This is a genomic window from Ruminococcus sp. AM31-15AC (genome assembly GCF_003462045.1).
GTDB lineage: Bacteria > Bacillota > Clostridia > Oscillospirales > Ruminococcaceae > Hominimerdicola > Hominimerdicola aceti.
The window spans coordinates 47,187-65,799 of the sequence record NZ_QTYG01000013.1 but is presented as its reverse complement, the minus strand read 5'-3'; the positions used below and the strand labels follow the sequence as shown (position 1 = coordinate 65,799).

General features: G+C 46.5%; 25 protein-coding genes and 2 pseudogenes. All 27 read left to right on the top strand.

All coding sequences use genetic code 11. The features are described 5' to 3' along the window. Positions 1-327, top strand: a pseudogene (locus DW793_RS05825) (DDE-type integrase/transposase/recombinase); the annotation flags it as partial. A gap of 8 nt (positions 328-335) precedes the next feature. Continuing rightward, positions 336-527 carry a hypothetical protein gene (locus DW793_RS14440; RefSeq protein WP_147342164.1) on the top strand — a complete coding sequence of 64 codons (192 nt, stop codon included), beginning with the start codon at positions 336-338 and terminating at the stop codon, positions 525-527. 76 nt (positions 528-603) lie between these two features. Beyond that, a complete protein-coding gene (locus DW793_RS05820; protein WP_117865749.1) occupies positions 604-987 on the top strand; it encodes a terminase small subunit in 384 nt (127 codons plus the stop codon). Beyond that, positions 977-2,305: a terminase gene (locus DW793_RS05815; RefSeq protein ID WP_118157340.1), complete on the top strand. Its 1,329-nt coding sequence runs from the start codon at positions 977-979 to the stop codon at positions 2,303-2,305. The genes DW793_RS05820 and DW793_RS05815 overlap by 11 nt, the downstream gene beginning before the upstream one ends. Next, the gene (locus DW793_RS05810; protein WP_118157339.1) at positions 2,298-3,716 is read left to right on the top strand and encodes a phage portal protein; all 1,419 of its coding nucleotides are present in this window, start codon (positions 2,298-2,300) and stop codon (positions 3,714-3,716) included. Before DW793_RS05815 ends, DW793_RS05810 begins: the two co-directional genes overlap by 8 nt. A gap of 45 nt (positions 3,717-3,761) precedes the next feature. Next, positions 3,762-5,243 carry a phage minor capsid protein gene (locus tag DW793_RS05805; protein WP_118157338.1) on the top strand — a complete coding sequence of 494 codons (1,482 nt, stop codon included), beginning with the start codon at positions 3,762-3,764 and terminating at the stop codon, positions 5,241-5,243. Then, on the top strand, positions 5,243-5,428 hold the full coding sequence (locus DW793_RS05800; protein WP_117940317.1) for a hypothetical protein: 186 nt from the start codon (positions 5,243-5,245) through the stop codon (positions 5,426-5,428). The genes DW793_RS05805 and DW793_RS05800 overlap by 1 nt, the downstream gene beginning before the upstream one ends. A gap of 66 nt (positions 5,429-5,494) precedes the next feature. Beyond that, positions 5,495-5,737, top strand: coding sequence for a DUF6275 family protein (locus DW793_RS05795; RefSeq protein WP_118157337.1), 243 nt, complete (start codon positions 5,495-5,497; stop codon positions 5,735-5,737). 78 nt (positions 5,738-5,815) lie between these two features. Continuing rightward, positions 5,816-6,385: a hypothetical protein gene (locus DW793_RS05790; protein WP_118157336.1), complete on the top strand. Its 570-nt coding sequence runs from the start codon at positions 5,816-5,818 to the stop codon at positions 6,383-6,385. An 18-nt stretch (positions 6,386-6,403) separates the two neighbouring features. Further along, positions 6,404-7,477 (top strand): phage capsid protein, encoded by a 1,074-nt coding sequence (locus DW793_RS14585; RefSeq protein ID WP_181988303.1) that lies wholly within the window; start codon positions 6,404-6,406, stop codon positions 7,475-7,477. Between the two features lie 12 nt (positions 7,478-7,489). After that, the gene (locus DW793_RS05780) at positions 7,490-7,861 is read left to right on the top strand and encodes a hypothetical protein (protein WP_118157335.1); all 372 of its coding nucleotides are present in this window, start codon (positions 7,490-7,492) and stop codon (positions 7,859-7,861) included. After that, entirely contained in the window at positions 7,861-8,193 is a 333-nt protein-coding gene (locus DW793_RS05775; protein ID WP_117865742.1) for a hypothetical protein, read from the top strand. The genes DW793_RS05780 and DW793_RS05775 overlap by 1 nt, the downstream gene beginning before the upstream one ends. Continuing rightward, the gene (locus tag DW793_RS05770; RefSeq protein WP_118157334.1) at positions 8,193-8,555 is read left to right on the top strand and encodes a hypothetical protein; all 363 of its coding nucleotides are present in this window, start codon (positions 8,193-8,195) and stop codon (positions 8,553-8,555) included. The genes DW793_RS05775 and DW793_RS05770 overlap by 1 nt, the downstream gene beginning before the upstream one ends. Next, on the top strand, positions 8,552-8,944 hold the full coding sequence (locus tag DW793_RS05765) for a phage tail terminator protein (protein ID WP_118157333.1): 393 nt from the start codon (positions 8,552-8,554) through the stop codon (positions 8,942-8,944). Before DW793_RS05770 ends, DW793_RS05765 begins: the two co-directional genes overlap by 4 nt. 2 nt (positions 8,945-8,946) lie before the next feature. Further along, a complete protein-coding gene (locus DW793_RS05760) occupies positions 8,947-9,399 on the top strand; it encodes a phage tail tube protein (RefSeq protein ID WP_118157332.1) in 453 nt (150 codons plus the stop codon). Between the two features lie 69 nt (positions 9,400-9,468). After that, positions 9,469-9,795, top strand: a complete 327-nt coding sequence (locus DW793_RS05755) for a hypothetical protein (protein WP_118157331.1) — start codon at positions 9,469-9,471, stop codon at positions 9,793-9,795. Between the two features lie 40 nt (positions 9,796-9,835). Further along, a pseudogene (locus DW793_RS14580) lies at positions 9,836-10,153 on the top strand (Gp15 family bacteriophage protein); the annotation flags it as partial. Continuing rightward, the gene (locus DW793_RS05745) at positions 10,153-12,975 is read left to right on the top strand and encodes a hypothetical protein (protein ID WP_118157329.1); all 2,823 of its coding nucleotides are present in this window, start codon (positions 10,153-10,155) and stop codon (positions 12,973-12,975) included. The pseudogene DW793_RS14580 and the gene DW793_RS05745, both read left to right, overlap by 1 nt. Continuing rightward, positions 12,972-13,343 (top strand): hypothetical protein, encoded by a 372-nt coding sequence (locus DW793_RS05740; RefSeq protein ID WP_118157328.1) that lies wholly within the window; start codon positions 12,972-12,974, stop codon positions 13,341-13,343. Before DW793_RS05745 ends, DW793_RS05740 begins: the two co-directional genes overlap by 4 nt. Positions 13,344-13,351: 8 nt before the next feature. Then, positions 13,352-14,437: a hypothetical protein gene (locus DW793_RS05735; RefSeq protein WP_118157327.1), complete on the top strand. Its 1,086-nt coding sequence runs from the start codon at positions 13,352-13,354 to the stop codon at positions 14,435-14,437. Between the two features lie 27 nt (positions 14,438-14,464). Then, positions 14,465-14,815, top strand: a complete 351-nt coding sequence (locus DW793_RS05730; protein WP_147342163.1) for a hypothetical protein — start codon at positions 14,465-14,467, stop codon at positions 14,813-14,815. 11 nt (positions 14,816-14,826) lie between these two features. Beyond that, positions 14,827-16,998, top strand: coding sequence for a hypothetical protein (locus DW793_RS05725; protein WP_118157325.1), 2,172 nt, complete (start codon positions 14,827-14,829; stop codon positions 16,996-16,998). Continuing rightward, positions 16,995-17,147, top strand: a complete 153-nt coding sequence (locus DW793_RS14575) for a hypothetical protein (protein ID WP_181988302.1) — start codon at positions 16,995-16,997, stop codon at positions 17,145-17,147. The genes DW793_RS05725 and DW793_RS14575 overlap by 4 nt, the downstream gene beginning before the upstream one ends. Beyond that, positions 17,147-17,302 (top strand): XkdX family protein, encoded by a 156-nt coding sequence (locus DW793_RS05720; RefSeq protein WP_118157324.1) that lies wholly within the window; start codon positions 17,147-17,149, stop codon positions 17,300-17,302. The genes DW793_RS14575 and DW793_RS05720 overlap by 1 nt, the downstream gene beginning before the upstream one ends. Beyond that, positions 17,274-17,459 (top strand): hypothetical protein, encoded by a 186-nt coding sequence (locus tag DW793_RS05715; protein WP_118157323.1) that lies wholly within the window; start codon positions 17,274-17,276, stop codon positions 17,457-17,459. Before DW793_RS05720 ends, DW793_RS05715 begins: the two co-directional genes overlap by 29 nt. Further along, complete coding sequence (locus DW793_RS05710) at positions 17,456-17,725, top strand: hypothetical protein (RefSeq protein ID WP_118157322.1); 270 nt, start codon at positions 17,456-17,458, stop codon at positions 17,723-17,725. The genes DW793_RS05715 and DW793_RS05710 overlap by 4 nt, the downstream gene beginning before the upstream one ends. 4 nt (positions 17,726-17,729) lie before the next feature. Next, positions 17,730-18,557: a GH25 family lysozyme gene (locus DW793_RS05705; protein ID WP_118157321.1), complete on the top strand. Its 828-nt coding sequence runs from the start codon at positions 17,730-17,732 to the stop codon at positions 18,555-18,557. The last annotated feature ends 56 nt before the right edge of the window (positions 18,558-18,613 follow it).

Sequence of the window (18,613 nt, the reverse complement as noted above, 5' to 3'; positions counted from 1 at the left end):
GAGTATACCAGGATAAGATTTTTATACGGATATGAGGAGCAAAGCACCTATTCTTCAGCAGACTTTGTAAAAAGGCTGGTGAAATGGTACAAACGCAGAGGAATAACGGTGAAATGTATTCAGACCGACAATGGATTTGAGTTCACGAATCGTTTTTCTTCCAGCAAGAAAAACAGGCAGACGCTTTTTGAGGCGACATTAGAAAAGTTGGGAGTAAGGCATAAGCTTATACGTCCATATACTCCACGGCACAATGGCAAGGTTGAAAGAAGCCACCGTGAAGATCATATTTTATTCGATAAAATATCAATTTGTTATAACAAATGATAAATTATATGAAGAATAAATATAATGAAGACCCTTATATAGTCAGATTTTTTGAAACTACGGATTACTATGACCCTGAGGGTTTGTATAGAAGAGATACAAATGCTATATGTGGCATTGCAAAAATATATAATAACGGAACCACGGTTATTTTTGGCGATTTAAAAGTTGTTTTGGATAGATCGAAATATAACCAATAAAATTAATAATATTGAGTGTTCAAAGCCCCACTAAATCGGGGCTTTTTTCATACCATAAAGAAAGGACGGTGCCCTCATGACAGCACGGCAAAAGAAATTTGCAGAATACTATGCTCAGAGCGGCAACACCGTTCAGAGTGCTATAAAGGCAGGATACAGCGAGAAGTATGCGAAAGCTGACGCCTGCAAAATCCTAGATAATCCTAGTGTTGCGGAGTATATCCGTGTGCTGTCCGAGAAAGCTCAGGACGAGCGTATAATGACCGCAAAGGAGAGGCAGGCACTCTTGTCTGATATCGCTAAGGACGGCAAGAATGACCCTGCTGACCGTATCAGAGCCGTCGATACCCTCAATAAAATGACAGGAGAGTATGTGGCTAAGATACAGGCGGAGGTCAAGACCTCTGAAAAGCTTTCAGACGTTTTCGCTCAGATAGGCGGTGAGGGGCTTGACGAGTAAGTTTCCCCTTTCGCAGAAGTATATGGACTTCATCAACAGTGTTCGGGGTGTGTCTGCGGATTTTCTTGAGGGGACTACCGCAAGCGGCAAAACAACTGTGGGCGCAGGAATAAAGTTCATGCGTATGGTGTCGGCAAGCAGGAAAAAGCTTCACGTCATTGCCGCTAAGACTACGGGAAAGGCTGAGGAAACTATCATTCAGCAGGATAACGGCATTCTTGACCTGCACACTAATGCTCGGTACTTCGGCAACGGTGATAAAGACTACAAACTGCCGCATATCAAGTTTGAGGGCAAGATAATCTATGTTCTGGGATATGACAACAAGGATAAGTGGGAAATGGTGCTGGGCGCTCAGTTCGGCTGCGTGTATATCGACGAGATAAATACCGCTGATATCGAGTTTGTCCGTGAGATGTCTACCCGAAACGATTACCTTATGGCGACCCTCAACCCTGACGACCCCTCTCTGCCTGTGTACAAAGAGTTTGTCAACCGCTCACGTCCGTATCAGAAATACGCCTGTGACGTGCCTGCGGAGATAATGAAAGAGCTTACAGAAGAACCTGTACCCAATTGGCGGTACTGGTTCTTTACTTTTCGTGATAATCTTTCACTTACTGATGAGGATATCAAACGGAAAATGGCTGCCGCTCCGAAAGGCACAAAGCTGTATAAGAACAAGATACTCGGCTTGCGTGGACGTGCAACAGGGCTTGTGTTTGACCTGCAAAAGCGAAATATCTTGACAGCAGAGCAGGCGAAAGCTTTCAATTATGTGTACTTCTCAGCCGGGCTTGACACCGCTTACTCCCAATCCTCACCTGATACCATAGCGTTCACCTTTGTGGGCATAACGGCTGACAGAAAGTGCGTCACTCTTGACGAGGAAGTGTATAACAATCGTGACAGACAAGTGCCGCTCACACCTTCCGACATACCGAAAATATTCACGGCGTTCTTGGAGAAAAACCGCAGGACGTGGGGCTTTGCAAGAGATGTGTATATCGACAGTGCAGATCAGGCGACCATACTTGAATGTCAGAAGTTCGGACGGCTCACAGGCAGCATATATAATTTTATCCCGGCATTCAAGAAAACGAAAATAATCGACCGAATACACTTGCAGTCAGCTTGGCTGGCGGCAGGTGATTTTTATATCCTTGAGCATTGCAAGGAGTACGCAGGCGAGCTTAACATATACAGTTGGAAAGAGGATAAGGCTGAGCCTGAGGACGGCAACGACCACCTTATCAATTCCTGTCAGTATGCTTGGCTGCCGTATCGTGACAAGATAGGAAGTGTGAAGATTGACTAAATTCAGCATAGGAAGCAAGGTGAAAAATATGATAAGAAACTGGCTTGATATCCAGCCTGCACACGAATACAGCATAACTATAACAGAGAAAACAGGTTTTATGACAGATGTGATAAGGTCACAGCTTTGGTATCGTGGTGACGCCGCAGAGCTTTCACAGTTCTTTCGTCAGCTTAACTTAGGCACAAATTCATTCTGGAGCAGCGTCCCTGAGAATGAAAAGATACGCAAGATACATAGCGGTCTGCCTGCAATAATCGCCGATACGCTTTCATACATTGTCTATTCTGATATGGACGATATCAAGGTCACAGGGAACAAAGCAAAGGCTGATTTTGAGAATATTTCCGAGCATATAGACTTCACAGAGCTGACAGGCAAGGCAATAGTTACCGCCCTTGTTGACGGCGACGGAGCTTTCAAAATATCGGTGGATACTGAGCTTTCTGATACGCCAATAGTCGAGTTTATCGGTGCTGACAAAGTGGAGTATAACTTTGTACGAGGTCTGCTGAACGAGGTCGTTTTTCATTCTGTGCATTATGCAGGCACAAAGAAATTTCACCTTGAAGAGCATTACGGCAAGGGGTACATAGAAAGCCGTCTGTATGACGATAACGGTCACGAGGTCGGTTTGGACAACGTGCCTTGTCTTGCACAGATACCGCCCCGAACTGAGTTCGAGGGCGAGTATATAATGGCTGTGCCACTGAAATTCTTTTCATCACGGAAATACCCGAACAGAGGCAAGAGTATTTTTGACGGCGGTAAGTCTGATTGCTTTGACGCTTTGGACGAAGTGATCTCACAATGGTGGGACGCTATCAGAGCAGGCAGGGTAAAGCAGTATATCCCCGAAAGCATGATACCTAGAGATCCTGCAAGCGGTAAGCTTAAAGCGCCAAATCAGTTCGGCAACAGTTACATAAGCATTGACCAACCGCTTTCGGCAGAGGGTGCAGCGCCTAAGATAGAAGTAGTTCAGCCTGATATCAAGTATGAGGCGTTTGTGGCAAGCTATACAAATTGCCTGCTTATGTGTCTGCAAGGGCTTGTATCTCCTGCCACGCTGGGCATAGATGTTGGCAAAATGTCAAGTGCGGACGCTCAACGGGAGAAGAAAGACGTCACAGGCAACACCCGAAACACTATCACAACGGCTCTTGAAAAGGCTCTGCCGCAGCTTGTTTCTGCTGTGCTTATGACCTATGACAATATGCAGGGCAAAGCCCCTGAGACTTATGAGGTGACAGTTGACTTCGGCGAGTATGGTGCACCTGACTTTGACAGCAGAGTTGAAACTGTGGGCAAGGCAAGCACATATGGTATTATGTCAGTGAAACGCAGGTGGAGGAGCTGTGGGGCAGTTCTAAAGAGGACGATTGGAAAGCCGCAGAGGTCAAGCGGATAATGCAGGAAAAGGGGCTTACAGAGGGTGAGCCTACTGCGGTAGGTGATGAGTACGCTTAATTTTAAGGACATAGCCAAAATATTTGAGGAGATAGAGCTAAGGCTCATATCTTCACTGAAACGCAATCTCAAAAGGCACAAGGCGGAGGAGCAGCGTTACGGCTTTGAATGGTCTGCTTGGCAGGCTGAGAAACTGAAAAATATGGAGAACTTCCGCCGTGAAAACCTCGACATTATGAACGAGTACGTTGACGTTATCGACGACCAGACAAGACAGCTTATGACGGAGCAGTTTCAAGAGGGTCAGCAGCAGGCACAACGGAGCGTCCAGGAGCTTTCTGACGAGCCTATAACACCTATCCCCGACAAGCATTTCTTTGGCGTGAACGAAAAGAAAATGGCAAAGCTTATGGAAGACGTCACCACCCTTGAAAAGACCGCTGAAACAGCCGCTATGCGAATGACAGACGATATTTACAGGCAGACTTTGAATAGGGTACAGCTTGCAATGGGAACAGGTTCTATGACGCTTAACGAGGCTATCGACCTTGCCACAAAGGACTTTCTTGACAAGGGCATAAACTGTATCGTATACGCTGACGGCAAGCGAGTGAACATTGCCGACTATGTGCGAATGGCTCTTAGGACAACTTCCACAAGAGCAGCGTTGCAGGGTGCGGCGAAACGCTTTGCAGAGCTTGGCTATGATACTGTGCTTGTGTCACAGTATGGCGGCTGTTCAAAGACCTGTGAGCCCTGGCAAGGTCAAGTATACATTGATGATGTGTTCACAGTATGGGAGGGGGAAAAGGACGAGTTTCAAGGCAAGTCAAACTACTGCGGCGAGTGGTTTTGGCTGCTGTCATACGCCGTAAAGAACGGGCTTTTTCACCCGAATTGCCGTCACACAATGACGCAGTACATACACGGCAGAACGCAGATACCTGAGCCGATACCGGCGGAGAAGATAAAAGAGCAACGAGAGCTTGAGCAGAAACAGCGTGCAATGGAACGGAAGATACGCAAGTTCAAACGCTTTGCGGCAGGCACCTGCGACCCTGATACAGCAAAGGAATACCGCCGAAAACTCAGGCAGGCTCAGCAGGAATTAAAGGCGTTCGTTGAGGAGCATAATGAGGTGCTGCATAGGGATTATGACAAGGAGAAGTATTATGGCAGTGGTGTTGACAAAAACGTAAAAAGTGATATAATAAAAAACAATAAGTGTGAAATTACCCCTGACAAAATCAATAAGTTCTTTTTGAAACCGAATGCAAAACACTCAGAGGAATTTTTCAGTGTTGGCTATAAAACAACAGATTTTGAACTTCTTGACAAGGATTTAAAGGCTTGCTTTGATTATAGCAAAGCGGTCGATAAAGTTGTTTCTGATAGTGGCGTTGAAAGATTTAGTATATTTGCTGAGTTAGGAGTAAACGAAAAGAAACGTTTCAGAACAGTTTGGCAAAAAGATACTCCTGAGAGTATCCCACGCATTATAACTGCACATAGAGAGGATGAGCGATAATGTTTGAATTATATGACAAAGTAAAGATCAAGTCAAATAGCATAGTCGGAACTATTATTGACAAATCAAATATTAACGGCAAAACGAACTATGTTGTTGAAAGTGATACAAAAGGAACAACAGGTGGTTATGGTGGCGAATGGAAGCTGTATGACTGCAATGAAAATGAAATCGAAAAGATGTAAATAATTCTACCGCTCCGTTACGGCGAGGCGGTATTTTTATACCCAAAATCAGAAAGGACGGATATTATGGACGAAAAGGCAATAGAAATTGTGAAAGATTACATTGGAGAACATCTTGATAAATCAGATATAAAGCCTGATTTTGAAGTTTATACAGTATGGAAATGCAAGACATTGCAGAACTGGAAATACTTGCTTTCAAGTACTCTCTTTGACGGTATGTATTACGAGTTGACATATAACGGTGACAAGAAAGAATGGTATCTTGACGCATACAAGAAATTTGAGAACAAGGTCATTAGAGGATAATAGTTGTTCAAATATCGGAACTAAGCACCTTAACGGGTGCTTTTTTCATACACAAAATTAAGAAAGCGAGGTCAGAAAATGGACGAGAAAAAGAAACTCCCTGATGAGGAGGAGAAGAAAACTCCCGATACTCACGAGGAGAAAAAGGACGAGCCAAAGGCTGAGGAAAAGCCTGCGGACAAGGTAGATGAGAACTCTGCCGACAAGGAACAGCCTGCGTCGGACGATAGTCAGGCTGACGAGAACGGTGAGGGTGCTGATAAGCCTACGGAAGATAAGCAGGAACAGCCAAACAAGGATAAGCCCGACAAGCAGGACAGTGCAGAGAACACACTTGATGAAAAGGATCAGGAGATACTCAGGCTCAAAACTCAGATAGCCGCTATGCAGCTTGGTATCAAGCCCGACTGTATCGAGGATGCCGTTGCGGTGGCTGAAAGCTATGTGAGAAACGGCAGTCAGCAGGATATCAACGCCGCCCTTTCTGCGGTTGTGAAGAAGTATCCGGATATGAAAGGCGAGGGCGATAAAAAGTCCGACGGCAAAAAGCAGGGCGGTTTCAAGGTCGGTGCAGGATCTTCGGATACTGATGAAAAGAAGCCACAGAGCAAACCAACAGCGCAGAAACGCTGGAACAAATTCAAGTAAAAACAGGAGGAATGAATCATGCCAAATCTTAATTACGCAGAAGTATGGAATCCCGAACTCTTGGAGATAAGGATCCAGGAAACACTGTCAAGCCCGTTCATCACACAGAACGTTAGGTGGCTTGACGCAAAGACTTTCCACTTCACACAGATGTCAACATCAGGCTACAAGAGCCACAACAGAAACGGCGGCTGGAATACAGGTAAGTATGTTCAGACGGACGTGCCTTTCACACTCACACACGATCGTGACGTTGAGTTTCTTGTGGATAAGGCTGACGTTGACGAAACAAACTCCACAGCCTCTATCAAGAACATCTCTGAGGTGTTCGAGAAAACACAGTCAGCACCCGAAACTGACGCTCTGTTCTTCTCAAAGACAGCTCAGAGAGCGGCAGAGCTTGAGGGCTATCACTCATCAACAGCCGCTTCATCATACACAAAGGGTAACGTGTTCGACAAGCTCAAAGGCTTTCTTTCATCAGGCAAGCTGAGAAGATATAAGTCTAACGGCTCGCTCATTATGTATGTGACTTCCACAATTATGGACCTGCTGGAGCAGTCTGACAAGTTCACACGAAAGATAGAAATGACGCAGATCGCAGAGGGAGGACTTGGTCTTAGAACAAGAGTGACCGACATTGACGGTGTGCCGATCATGGAGGTCATTGATGATGAGCGTTTCTATGACCGCTTCAACTTTGACCCTGAGGACGGCGGCTTTGAGCCTTGCGCTGCAAGATATGTAAAGACCGCTGATACCGATATCGTGAGTGGCAAGGAGTATTACACCGAATCAAGCGGCTCTTACACTAAGGTATCAGGCACACCTAGCAAGTCTGCACTTGATACATATTATGAAAAGGTCGCAGGCTCACACAAGATAAACGTGCTTATCGCAACACCTGAGACCACAAAGATAGTACCTAAGATCAACAGCATTTACAGCTTTGCTCCGGGCGGACACACAGAGGGTGACGGCTGGCTCTATCAGAACAGAGCGTTCTCAGATGTTTTCACTTTCCCGAACGGCAAGGACGGAAAGATAGACAGCATTTACGCTGACGTTGACACAGCAGAGTACAGCGATTAAGGGGTGAGGGATATGTACCTCACCTCTACTGAGTTTTGCAATATCTGTCCTGAGTGTGATATCTCCGAAGAACAGTTCTCAGCTATACTGCAAAGGGCTGAAAGCGATATCGACACGTTGACTTTCAACCGCATAACAGCAGAGGGCATTGACAGCTTCACAGACTTTCAGAGAGAGCGTATAAAGCGTTCCACAGCCTTGCAGATGAAATTCATCTATGACAATTCGGAGCTGTTAGAAAGCCCTCTGAGCGCTTACAGCATAAGCGGAGTTTCAATGTCATTCGATAAGTCAAAGGTGGTATCTCTTGACGGCGTTATCACAACACGTCAGGTCTACAATGTGCTTATGCAGACAGGACTATGTTACAGGGGGCTGATGTGATGAAGTTTCCTCAGCTTGTACCTGAAAGGGTATGCAAAACGCCCTGTAAGGTCTATCGAACGGACGGACTTAATCGTGACGGCTCAAAGAAGCAGACGGTCATATTTGAGGGCAAATGCTTTCACTCTGAGAAGTCAAGGCAGAAATTATCCGCAGAGAAACAGCTTATAACCTTGTCAGGCGAGGCTCTTTTCTGCGGTGATATAGCCCCCGATAACGCTGTTATAGAGGGCTATGCGGTCATAGGCGGCAGGACGTACAAGATATATGGCTCTGAGAAAGCCAAAGACCCTGACGGCAGGGTGAATTACACAAGATTGGAGCTGATATAGTGGGCATTGAAATAAAGCTTGATATGCAGGCGATAAAGGCTATCGAGGACGCCGCTGTGAAGTCCGCTGAGGTGGCTATGGAGCAGGTGAGGACAGACCTTGTAAGTGCTCAGACAATGCCGTTCGATACAGGCGATATGCAGAATAATCAGACCTTTGTCCACGCTGACGAAAGCGGTGCAAGTCTTGTGACAGGCTCTCCGCAGGCAAGACGTTTGTACTATCACCCTGAGTATCATTTTCAGAAAGGCAATAACCCTAACGCAGGTGCGGCTTGGCTTGAACCATATATCACAGGCAGTAAAAAGGACCTTGCCAAGAATGAGTTTGTGGCAGAGTTCAAAAAGAGGACAGGCGTATGACTTTACTTAACATAGCGGATATGCTGAGCGACATCCTTGACTTGCAGGACGTGTATGCAGGCACTATTGACGGCAACCTTGATAAGTGCATAGGCGTGTACAACGCAAAGACCTCAAAGCCGCAGCGTATCTGCATAGGCGGAAAAGCCTGCACAAAAACACTTGAAAAACATATCTCGGTGCTTATTCACTGGACTGATACTCCCACGCAGGCAGAGATAAAGGCACAAAGCGTTCTTGATATCCTATCCGATATACGTCAGTATAATGGTGACGGATTTACGGTAAAGTATCTCGAATGCAAAGAGCCTGTTTCTGTTGGCAGGGACGAGCGAGGCGTGTGTGAATATGTTATCGAGGCAACAGTATATTACGAAAGGAATGAATGAGTATGGCAAACACAACAGGAGTTTATCCCGTATATGAAAACCAGTTCAAGATAGACAAGACAGGCGGTGACGGCTCGACAGAGGGCAATCTTGTGACTATTGCCGATATGGAGAGCTTTTCAGTATCCATTGACGGCAATATCGAGGAGTGGAAGCCTTTTGATCAGCAGGGGTGGACAAGACGTTTGCTCACTGGTAAGTCTATCACTATCAGTATCTCAGGCAAGAGAAACGTCGGTGACGCAGGCAATGACTACATCGAGAGCCTTGCACTCAAAACAGGTGCTGCGGCGACCACAACCCTTGTGTGGAACTTCCCAAGCGGAGCAAAGCTTGTTATCAAGGGCGTTGTCAGCGTAACAGAATGGGGCGGCGGAGATTCGACAGCAGTTGCGCCGCTTGCGTTCGACTTTGCTTCCGACGGCAAGCCTGAGTTTACAGAGGCGACAGCGTAAGAACACAGACAAAACAGGGGAGCGTTCAAAGCGCTCTCCTAATTTTATATATCAGAAAGGATAATAACTATGGCAAAGATGTATACACTCGACAGCAAGCTTCTTACAGGTACACCTGAGATAAGAGTAGGCGACAAGGTCTACCCTGTGGACGACAGGCAGAAAACTGTCAAGAAGATACTTGACATCTGCGACAAGAACGCTGAAAAGAAAGACCTTGATATGATAGACGAGGTTTTCAAGCTTGCGTTCGCACCAAAGGACTACAAGGAGATAGAGGGAATGAATATGCCTTGGGCGGCATATCAGCAGCTTTTCACTCTTGTTATCTCAGCGGTAACAGGCGAGGACGCAGAAAAGACAGAGGCTCGATTTCCGCAGGAAAACGCAGAGTAAGTTTGAAGAAAGCTGGTACGATCTTGACTATGACCGAGAGCTTATCATACAGTCCATTGCAAAGCAGTACAATATCCTGCCCTCAGAGCAGGAAAATCTGCATTACAGCGATTGGTACAGGCTCGTTGCAGGGCTTATGCACGATACGCCGCTGGGTCAGGTCGTTCGTATCAGGAGCGAGGACAACAAGGATATCATAAAAAATTTCGACAGGTATGAAAAGCAGATACGCTCAGAGTGGACGGCGTTCAGAAGTCAGAAAGCAAGAGAAACGTTCACGGAGCAGGACAAGCTTGAAACTGCGAGATACTTTGAAAGGCTGTTCAAGGGAATGTTCGGAAAGGCAGGTGATAAGTAATGGCAGACGGAGCAAGCGTTGGTGTTATATCTCTTGACCTTGTGATAAAAAACAAGGTGCAGGAGCAGCTTGACAAGATATCTGCAAGCATACAGAACGGCTTTTCAAAGCCAGTAGAACAGGCAGAGAAAGCTGTTGAGAACGCTATGGATAAGACCGCTAAAGCCATAGACGAGGGCTTTGGCAGTGCGTCGGAGATCGCTCAGAAAAGTATGCAGGAGGCTGTTGAAAAGGCAATGGCTGAGTATGATAAGCTGGGCAAAAAGGCGCAGGAAGCGGCAGGGCAGACAGATAATATCAAGCCTAAAACTGTTCAGGTGAACTATGACCCTGAGTATGACACTACAAAGGTCGAAGCTGAGGTCAATGAACTAACGGATAAGATAGTTCAGAAAATGCAGGACAAGACTAAATCAAGTTCTGCGAAGATAAGTCAGACAGCGGCGGAAACGGCAAACAAGTCAGCCGAAAGCGTTTCAGAGCAGACAACAAAAATGGACGATATTATTGCAGGCTTTGCTGAAAGTGCCGTGCAGAAAATAAAGACTGTTGCAGGCAGGATAAAAAGCGGTATCGGCTCAGCTGTCAGCTTTGCAGGCAAGGCGGTGAAGTCAACTCTCGGCGGAGCTTTTAGGACAATGCATTCGGCAGGCTCGAAGGCTGTTGACGCAGTTAAATCCAAATTCAGCAGGCTTAAAACAACTATCGACAGCACTTCAAAACCGCTGAGCAAGTTTACACATTCGCTCAAATCTGCGGCAAAAAGAGTGTTCTTAATGGCAGGCGTGCTTGTTTTGCTGAAAGGAATACGTTCCGCTGTTGCAAACGCTGTTTCAGGCAACGAAGAATTTGCCAAGTCCTTAAACGAGATTAAAGCAAACCTCACCATAGCTTTCACACCGATAATGAACACAGTTATGCCGTATCTCAATACGCTTATGACGGGCGTAGCGACGGCGACAAAAACTGTGGCAGCGTTTATCTCTGAGCTTTTCGGTACCACCTATCAGAAGTCCTTGCAGGCGACAAAGCAGGCGCAGAAATCAGCGGAGAAGATAAAGAAAACTCAGGACACTTACCTTGCGGACTTTGACGTTGTAAGAGTTGCACCGGATCAGAGCAAGTCCGATACAGACAGTTCAGAGGGCGGCATTGATTACTCAGCCATAAACGGCGACAACGTTCAGCTCCCTGATTGGGCGGAGCGTATGAAAGATGCCATTAAGTCGGGGGACTGGGCAGGAGTTGGCTCTCTTGTGGCTGAAAAGGTCAACGGAGCTTTCGCATACATCAACTGGGACGGTATTCAGAAAAAGCTGAATGGCTTTGTGGATAAGCTTACAGACGGTCTGAACAGCTTTATTAAAGGCGTTGATTGGACAGGTCTTGGAGACAGCTTCGGCGGCGGTATAAACACAATTTTTGGCGCAGGATACCGCTTTATGAAGAAGTTCGATTGGGCAGGCTTCGGCAAGGGTACGGCTAATTTTCTTAACGGCGGTATAAAGAAAACGAATTGGTCGCTTATCGGAAAGACCCTTGCTTCAAAATGGCAAGCTATCATCGACTATCTTTATTCGTTCGTTACCACCTTTGATTGGTCGGGCTTTGGCTCGTCCATAGGCACTTCGGTGAACGGCTGGTTTGATGAGATTGATTGGGGCAAGGCAGGAACGACTATCTCTGAGGGCGTAAAAGGTCTGCTTGATACGGCAATAAATTTCCTGCAAACTGTAAACTGGCAGGGCATAGGCGAAAAGCTGTGGACGTTCATTTCTACAATAGATTGGAGCGGTATTGCCACAAAGCTTTTCAAGGCCATAGGCTCAGCTATAGGCGGTGCGGTATCGGTGCTGTGGGGCTTTATCAAGGACGCTGTTTTCAGTATCCGTGACTACTTTACGGAGAAGATACAGGACTGTGGCGGTAATATCGTTGAGGGGCTTTTCACAGGTATCGTTGACGCTTTCAAGGGCATAGGCACTTGGCTTTATGACCATGTTCTTACACCATTTATTGAGGGTTTCAAGAACTGTTTTGGTATTCACAGCCCTAGTAAGGTCATGGCTGAAATGGGCGGATATATCATACAAGGTCTGTATAATGCCGTATCTGAGGGTATTGCAAAGATAAAGGAGATCTTCACAAAGCTTCTTAACGCTGTCAAGGGCGTTTTCAAAGGCATAGGCAAGTGGTTCAAAAAGACCTTTTCAGACGCTTTCGGAGGCGTAAAGACCATTCTCAACGGTATTATAATGTTCGTAAAAGGCATTTTCACAGGTAGCTGGAAGAAGGCTTGGCAGGGTGTAAAGAAGATCTTTAAAGGCGTGTGGGATACGCTTTACAGCGTTGTGAAAGCACCTATAAACCTAATTATCGGTGCAGTAAACAAAATGACCAGTGCTATTGAAAGTGCGGTCAACTGGATAATCGACGGCATTAACAGCCTGAGTTTTGATGTGCCTGATTGGGTGCCTGGCATAGGCGGAGAAACATTCGGCTTTGACCTTGACACAATAAGCATACCTGAGATACCAAAGCTTGCCACAGGCGGACTTGCCACAGCACCGACCCTTGCAATGGTGGGCGATAACAGGAACGCAAAGGCAGACCCTGAGGTAATTTCACCGCTGAGCAAACTGCAAGGTATGCTTGATAACGGCAAGCTTGACGAGGTGCTAAGGGTGCTGAACGCTATACTTGATTGGCTGAAAGCTTATGACCCTGTGTTCTTCGGAACAGTTGACAGCAAGGTGCTTTTCAAGTGTATGCAGGACAGCAACAATCAGTATAAACGTAAGACGGGAGTGAGTGCATTTTGACAGGAACATTGCTAAAGATAAACGGCGTGTGGGTGACAGACCCTGACCCTGGTAGCTGGAGCCCTGTAAACTGTTACGAGTGGACGGCAGGCTCAGGACGAGTGAATACAACAGGTCTGTTTGTGGGTGCAAGAAAGTTCTGCAAATACAAACTGCCCTGCAAGTGGACAATGCTTCCTGTCGCAGATTCAGCCGAGATACAATCCCTTATCGAGGACGGACCCGACTTTGCAGAGCTGGAGTTTTGGCACAATGGCAAGTATTATTCTATATCCGCCAACGCAAGCGACTATGTACCGCAGGGGCTTGTCAGACTTGACGGTGGTGAGTATTACAAGAGCTGTACTGTCACATTCGCAGAACGTTAGGAGGGCATATGTACACCATAGCAAGCAATGAGATAACAAGCAGGATAGAGAATTACAAAGCCTTGTGGGGTATGTGGATAGAGGACGCTCAGAGTGGAGAACCTGTGGCATATGACGGCATTCAGAACGTTCAGACGGACATTCAATCAACATCTCTGAGTGATGATATAGAGCTTGGAGCTGTCTGTTCTCAGAGTGTGACGGCGGAGCTTGTTGACGACGGGACTAAGTATCTTGGAAATGAGTATGTTTTCAGTTTGTATACAAAGGACGCAACTTCATCTGATATAAATGACGAAAAGATACCAATGGGGCGTTTCACCTGTGTGAAGTCGAAAAAGTCAGGCGGCAGTGTTCAGCTGACAATGGCGGATAGATTATATTTTTCCGACAAACCATATGTGCCGCATATCCCTATGCCAAACTGGAATAAAGCCGTCGAAGACGACATTTGCAGACAATTAGGCTTGCAAAACGGCAATGACTATACAGAGGTGCGGTTACTGCGTGACAAGAATGGCAGAAGGTTGATAGATAAGAACGGCAAGGTGCTGTACTCAAAGTATTTTTACTTCAAGGTCGGTTCCGTGCCCAAAGACGTGACCATGCGGCAAATGTTGTCCTATCTGACTTCTGTGCAAGGTCAGTTTGGGTATGTTGACAGGTATGGAAAGTACGTCCGAAAGTGGTATGGCAAACCGGTGAAAACGTTGGATAACAATACGATAGACCTGCCAACACTGTCAGAAAGGCAGAACGTTATCGTGGGCATTATCTGCAAGGTCGGTGAAGATGTAACGTTGTCGCTAGGCGTGACAGATACAACGCAAGGTCGAGTCTTGGAGTTTGAAAATCCGTACATGACCGAATCACTGCTGAAATCTCTGTGGCGCAGGATAGGTGGATTTTCGTGGTATACCACTGAGCTGTACCACAGACTTGGTGACCCACGTTTTGATATCGGGGACGTGGTGACCTACACCAACGGCACAGACAGCTATGACATACCGATAACGAATTTAGGATTTACCTTTGACGGCGGACTGAGTGCTGATATTTCGGCGGTAGGTTTGTCGGTAGAAGAACAGCTTTAAGGGGGTGAGATAATGGCTGATGAAAATGTGACATTGACACAAGATATCACAGAAAATGACTATCCTATGCAACACGCCGGGGAGGAAATTGATGAGATATTGATCCGAGCCGGCAAGATACACTATGGCACTGTGGAACACAAGATGACGGGAGCAAATGCGCTGATGCGGATACCGCTTGGACTGACCTTTACACCAAAGCAGGTAATAGCAACACTACGGCAGACAGACATACCAACACCATACAAGACGTTCTGCACCCACGTTAGTGGTTCGGGAAAGTCGTACTATCTGAACGTCTGCATGGGAGCTAATAACGGGTCAACAGTAAATGTCCCGACAGGAACGTACTATGTGGATTACATTGCGATAGAATAGAGGGGGATTAAATGACAATAACATTAAATGCAGATTATGACGTAACCCTAAGCACAGCCCTGCTGGGCTATGTGGGTGAAACGAATGCCCGTCCTGTGTCGGTCGAGGGCATGGAGATAGACGGTGCAGACCGCTATGTGCTGACTATCGACTATGGCGACGGCACTGTCTATGAGGTCGATATCACAGGCGGACAGTGGACACCTACGGCTGATATACTGCGGTCAGCGCAGACAGTCAGCTGTCAGATAGCGGCGACGAAGCTGTCAGGTGATGAATATGTGCTGGTGAAGAAATCACGCATGTTCAGATTGCGAATAGGTGCGGCTATAGGCGATAATGCAGTACCGTCACCAAGTGTGGCAACTGACGCACTAGACCGCATAGACGCCATAGGTAAACAGGCGCACGCAGATATGCAGACAGCCGTCACCGCCGCAGACACAGCTACTACAGCGGCAAATAACGCCACTAAATCTGCCACAAACGCAGGATTGTCAGCCGACACCGCAGAACAGGCGGCTGAACGTGCTGAGACCGCAAAGACAGCGGTTGAAACGTCCGCAACGCAGGCAGAAACCGCTATGCAGGGCGCAGAAACCGCACGTGCTGAGGCAGTTAAATCACAGAATAGTGCCAAGGTATCAGCAGTGCAAGCATCAACGGCAGCACAGCAGACCACAGCTGACAAAAACATTACAGCAGGCTATGCTAAAACCTCCAAGACTAATGCCGATAGCACAGCAGTGGATAGACAGGCTGTTCAGACTCTTGCAGAACAGGTAACAGCGGATAAGGCTAATGTAGCAGAAAACGCTACTAAGGTTGCGGAGGACAGGGCAGCCGCCGAAACTGCCGCACAGACAGCACAGGCGGTGGCTGATAGCCTTCCGGACGACTACACAACAGCGGTCGGAAAGATAGCTGAAAATACGGCAGAAATAGCTAACGTGAAGCTGACGGATAAAGAGTTACAACGTAGGGTAAACGCACTGTATGACTTGGGCAATGGTGTGACACATCAGTTTGAAACCGACAGCGAAACAGCGTATGCCAAGACAGTGCCTACAGGGGCGAAGTTGATGAGCGTGAAGTCTGTTGGTGGTAGGTCTATCGTGTTTAATCAGTTTGCGAAAAATAAACCATTCGATTCCAGAAATGGAATTACAACGTCAACGGACGGAAATTATTCAGTTCTGGACGGAACGGCAACCAATGCTATAACTGCGAAGGGATGGTGGGGTTTGAAATTGGACGAATTCTCGCCAACTAACGGACACAAATATTTGTTTTGTTCAAAAATTATCTCAGGAACCGTTAATCCTGCGAATGGATGCACAATCGGAACTGCAATCCAAAAACAGATTGTTGGAAAATCGTTCATATTTGAAATGTCGGATAAACATTGGGATAGCAATTGGCTATCGGCCATATATTCTGACAAGGATACAGTTTTTAACAAATTAAAAATTTCCGTCATGCTGATAGACCTCACCCTCATGTTCGGCTCAGGCAACGAACCTAGCACAGTGGAAGAATTCGAGAAAATATTCCCTAATGATTATTACCCATATAATGCAGGTGAGATTGTCAGTGCAGGCACGGAAGAGGTCGTTGTGGGTGATACCGCCCACCCTATCCCTGAAGCAATCCGCAATCTGCCTGGCTACGGCTGGTCAGCAGGAACGGTACGAAACTACGTTGATTATGAAAATAAACGATACGTTCAGTGTGTGAACAGCGTTGATTTGGGGACGGAAAACTGGCGGATGTACAAAGACGGTGACTACACCCCATTTTTCTATTTGAATGCAGTATCTGACATTCGTGGTGGCACATCAAATTTTCTGTGCCCGAAGTATCAGTATGTTAAGATTGGCGTTACTGATAGCGCATCTGGATTATATGTTTTGGAGAACACAACGGTGCGTGTGCGAGACACCGCCTACACCGATGTCGCCACATTTAAACAGGCAATGCAGGGTGTTATGCTATACTATGAACTAGCAACACCTATAATAACAGACATTTCAACCCTGGTTGACGACGATTTTCTGCGAAATCTAACAGTTGAAGCAGGCGGTTCAATCACGTTCAAAAACAGCAACGACAGCTATCGCATACCAGTGCCGTCGGAAGAAGAATATGTGGTCAAGCTGTCAGAGATAGGAGGTAGCGTATGACGGATTTGCAAAAGAAAATGGCTGAGAAGCTGGGGTTGACGAAAGATAATTTTGAAAAACCTACAGTAACTGAGCAGGACAAGATAATGGCACAAGTGCTATACACAGCTGCTATGACAGGCACGCTGATAGGTGAGGAGGGCGAGTGATGTATTACAGCATTATTAAACGTTTCTATGATCTGGGCGTGTATTCGCTGGCAAAGGTCAAAGATTTTGTCAAGGCAGGCGTTATTAGTCCGGAGCAGTTCAAAGAAATAACAAAGGAGGTATACCATGAAGCAGAAGTTAGCGAAACTCATTGACGTAAAGTCCATTGTAACGCTGTTCTTGACAGCGGTGTTCTGCGTGTTGGCACTTCGTCGCACGATCTCAGCAGAGCAGTTCATCACAGTGTTTACTGTGGTGATATCGTTCTACTTCGGCACGCAGTCGGCAAAGAAAGGCGGTGACGGCGAGTGACGGAAGCAATTATCGTTGCACTGATAACGGCGGCTTCAGCGGTAGTGTGTCAGATCGTCATAGCATCTAACAGCCGTAAGACTATGCAACAGGCGCAGTATGATAGCCAAAAACTCATTGAGTACAAGATAGACAAGTTGTCTGAGCGTGTGGATAAGCACAATTCCGTTATCGCTCGGACGTACAAGCTGGAACAGGATTATGCGGTGGTCGCTGAACAGATAAAGGTCGCAAACCACCGCATTGAAGATTTAGAAAGGAAGTAATTTTATGGGAAAGACATTTAAAGGCATTGACGTATCGCAGTTTCAGGGGAACATTGACTTTGGCAAAGTCAGAAAAAGCGGAGTTGAGTTCGTTATCATTCGTGCAGGCTTCGGCAAGTACGCTAATCAGAAAGACCCATATTTTGAGAAAAACTACAAGGCGGCAAAGGCGGCAGGGTTGAAAGTCGGTGCTTACTGGTACAGCTATGCGGCAACTGTTGTGGAAGCAAAGGCAGAGGCTCAGACCTGTATCAACGCTATCAAGGGCAAGACGTTTGAGTATCCGATATACTTTGACCTCGAGGAACGTTCACAGTTCGCAAAGGGCAGAGCATTTTGCAACAGCCTTGTCAAGACTTTCTGCAATGCACTTGAACATGCAGGCTACTGGGCAGGTATCTACATAAGCAGAAGTCCATTGCAGCAGTACATATCTGCCTACGTCGCTAAGAGATATGCTCTTTGGGTCGCTGAGTACGGCTCACGCTGTAACTACGGCGGCACTTATGGTATGTGGCAGTACAGCTCCACTGGAAGAGTCAGCGGTATCAGTGGCAATGTTGATATGGATATATGCTATATAGACTATCCTGCTAAGATAAAGGCGGCTGGCTTGAACGGTTTCAAGGCAACGTCGCAGTCAGCTGTTAAGCCGTCTGTAAAGTCCTTAGAGCCGTCCAAAACAAAGGCAGTAACTTACACGGTAAAGCGTGGTGACACCCTTTCTGCTATCGCTAAGCGGTACAAGACCACTGTTGCGAAGCTTGTCAAGGATAATGGCATCAAGAACGCTAACCTCATTTATGTGGGGCAGAAAATCAAAATCAAGTAGGTAGTAAGACAGCCGACAGGGATTATTCCTTGTCGGCTGTCTTTGTTATGAAGCAC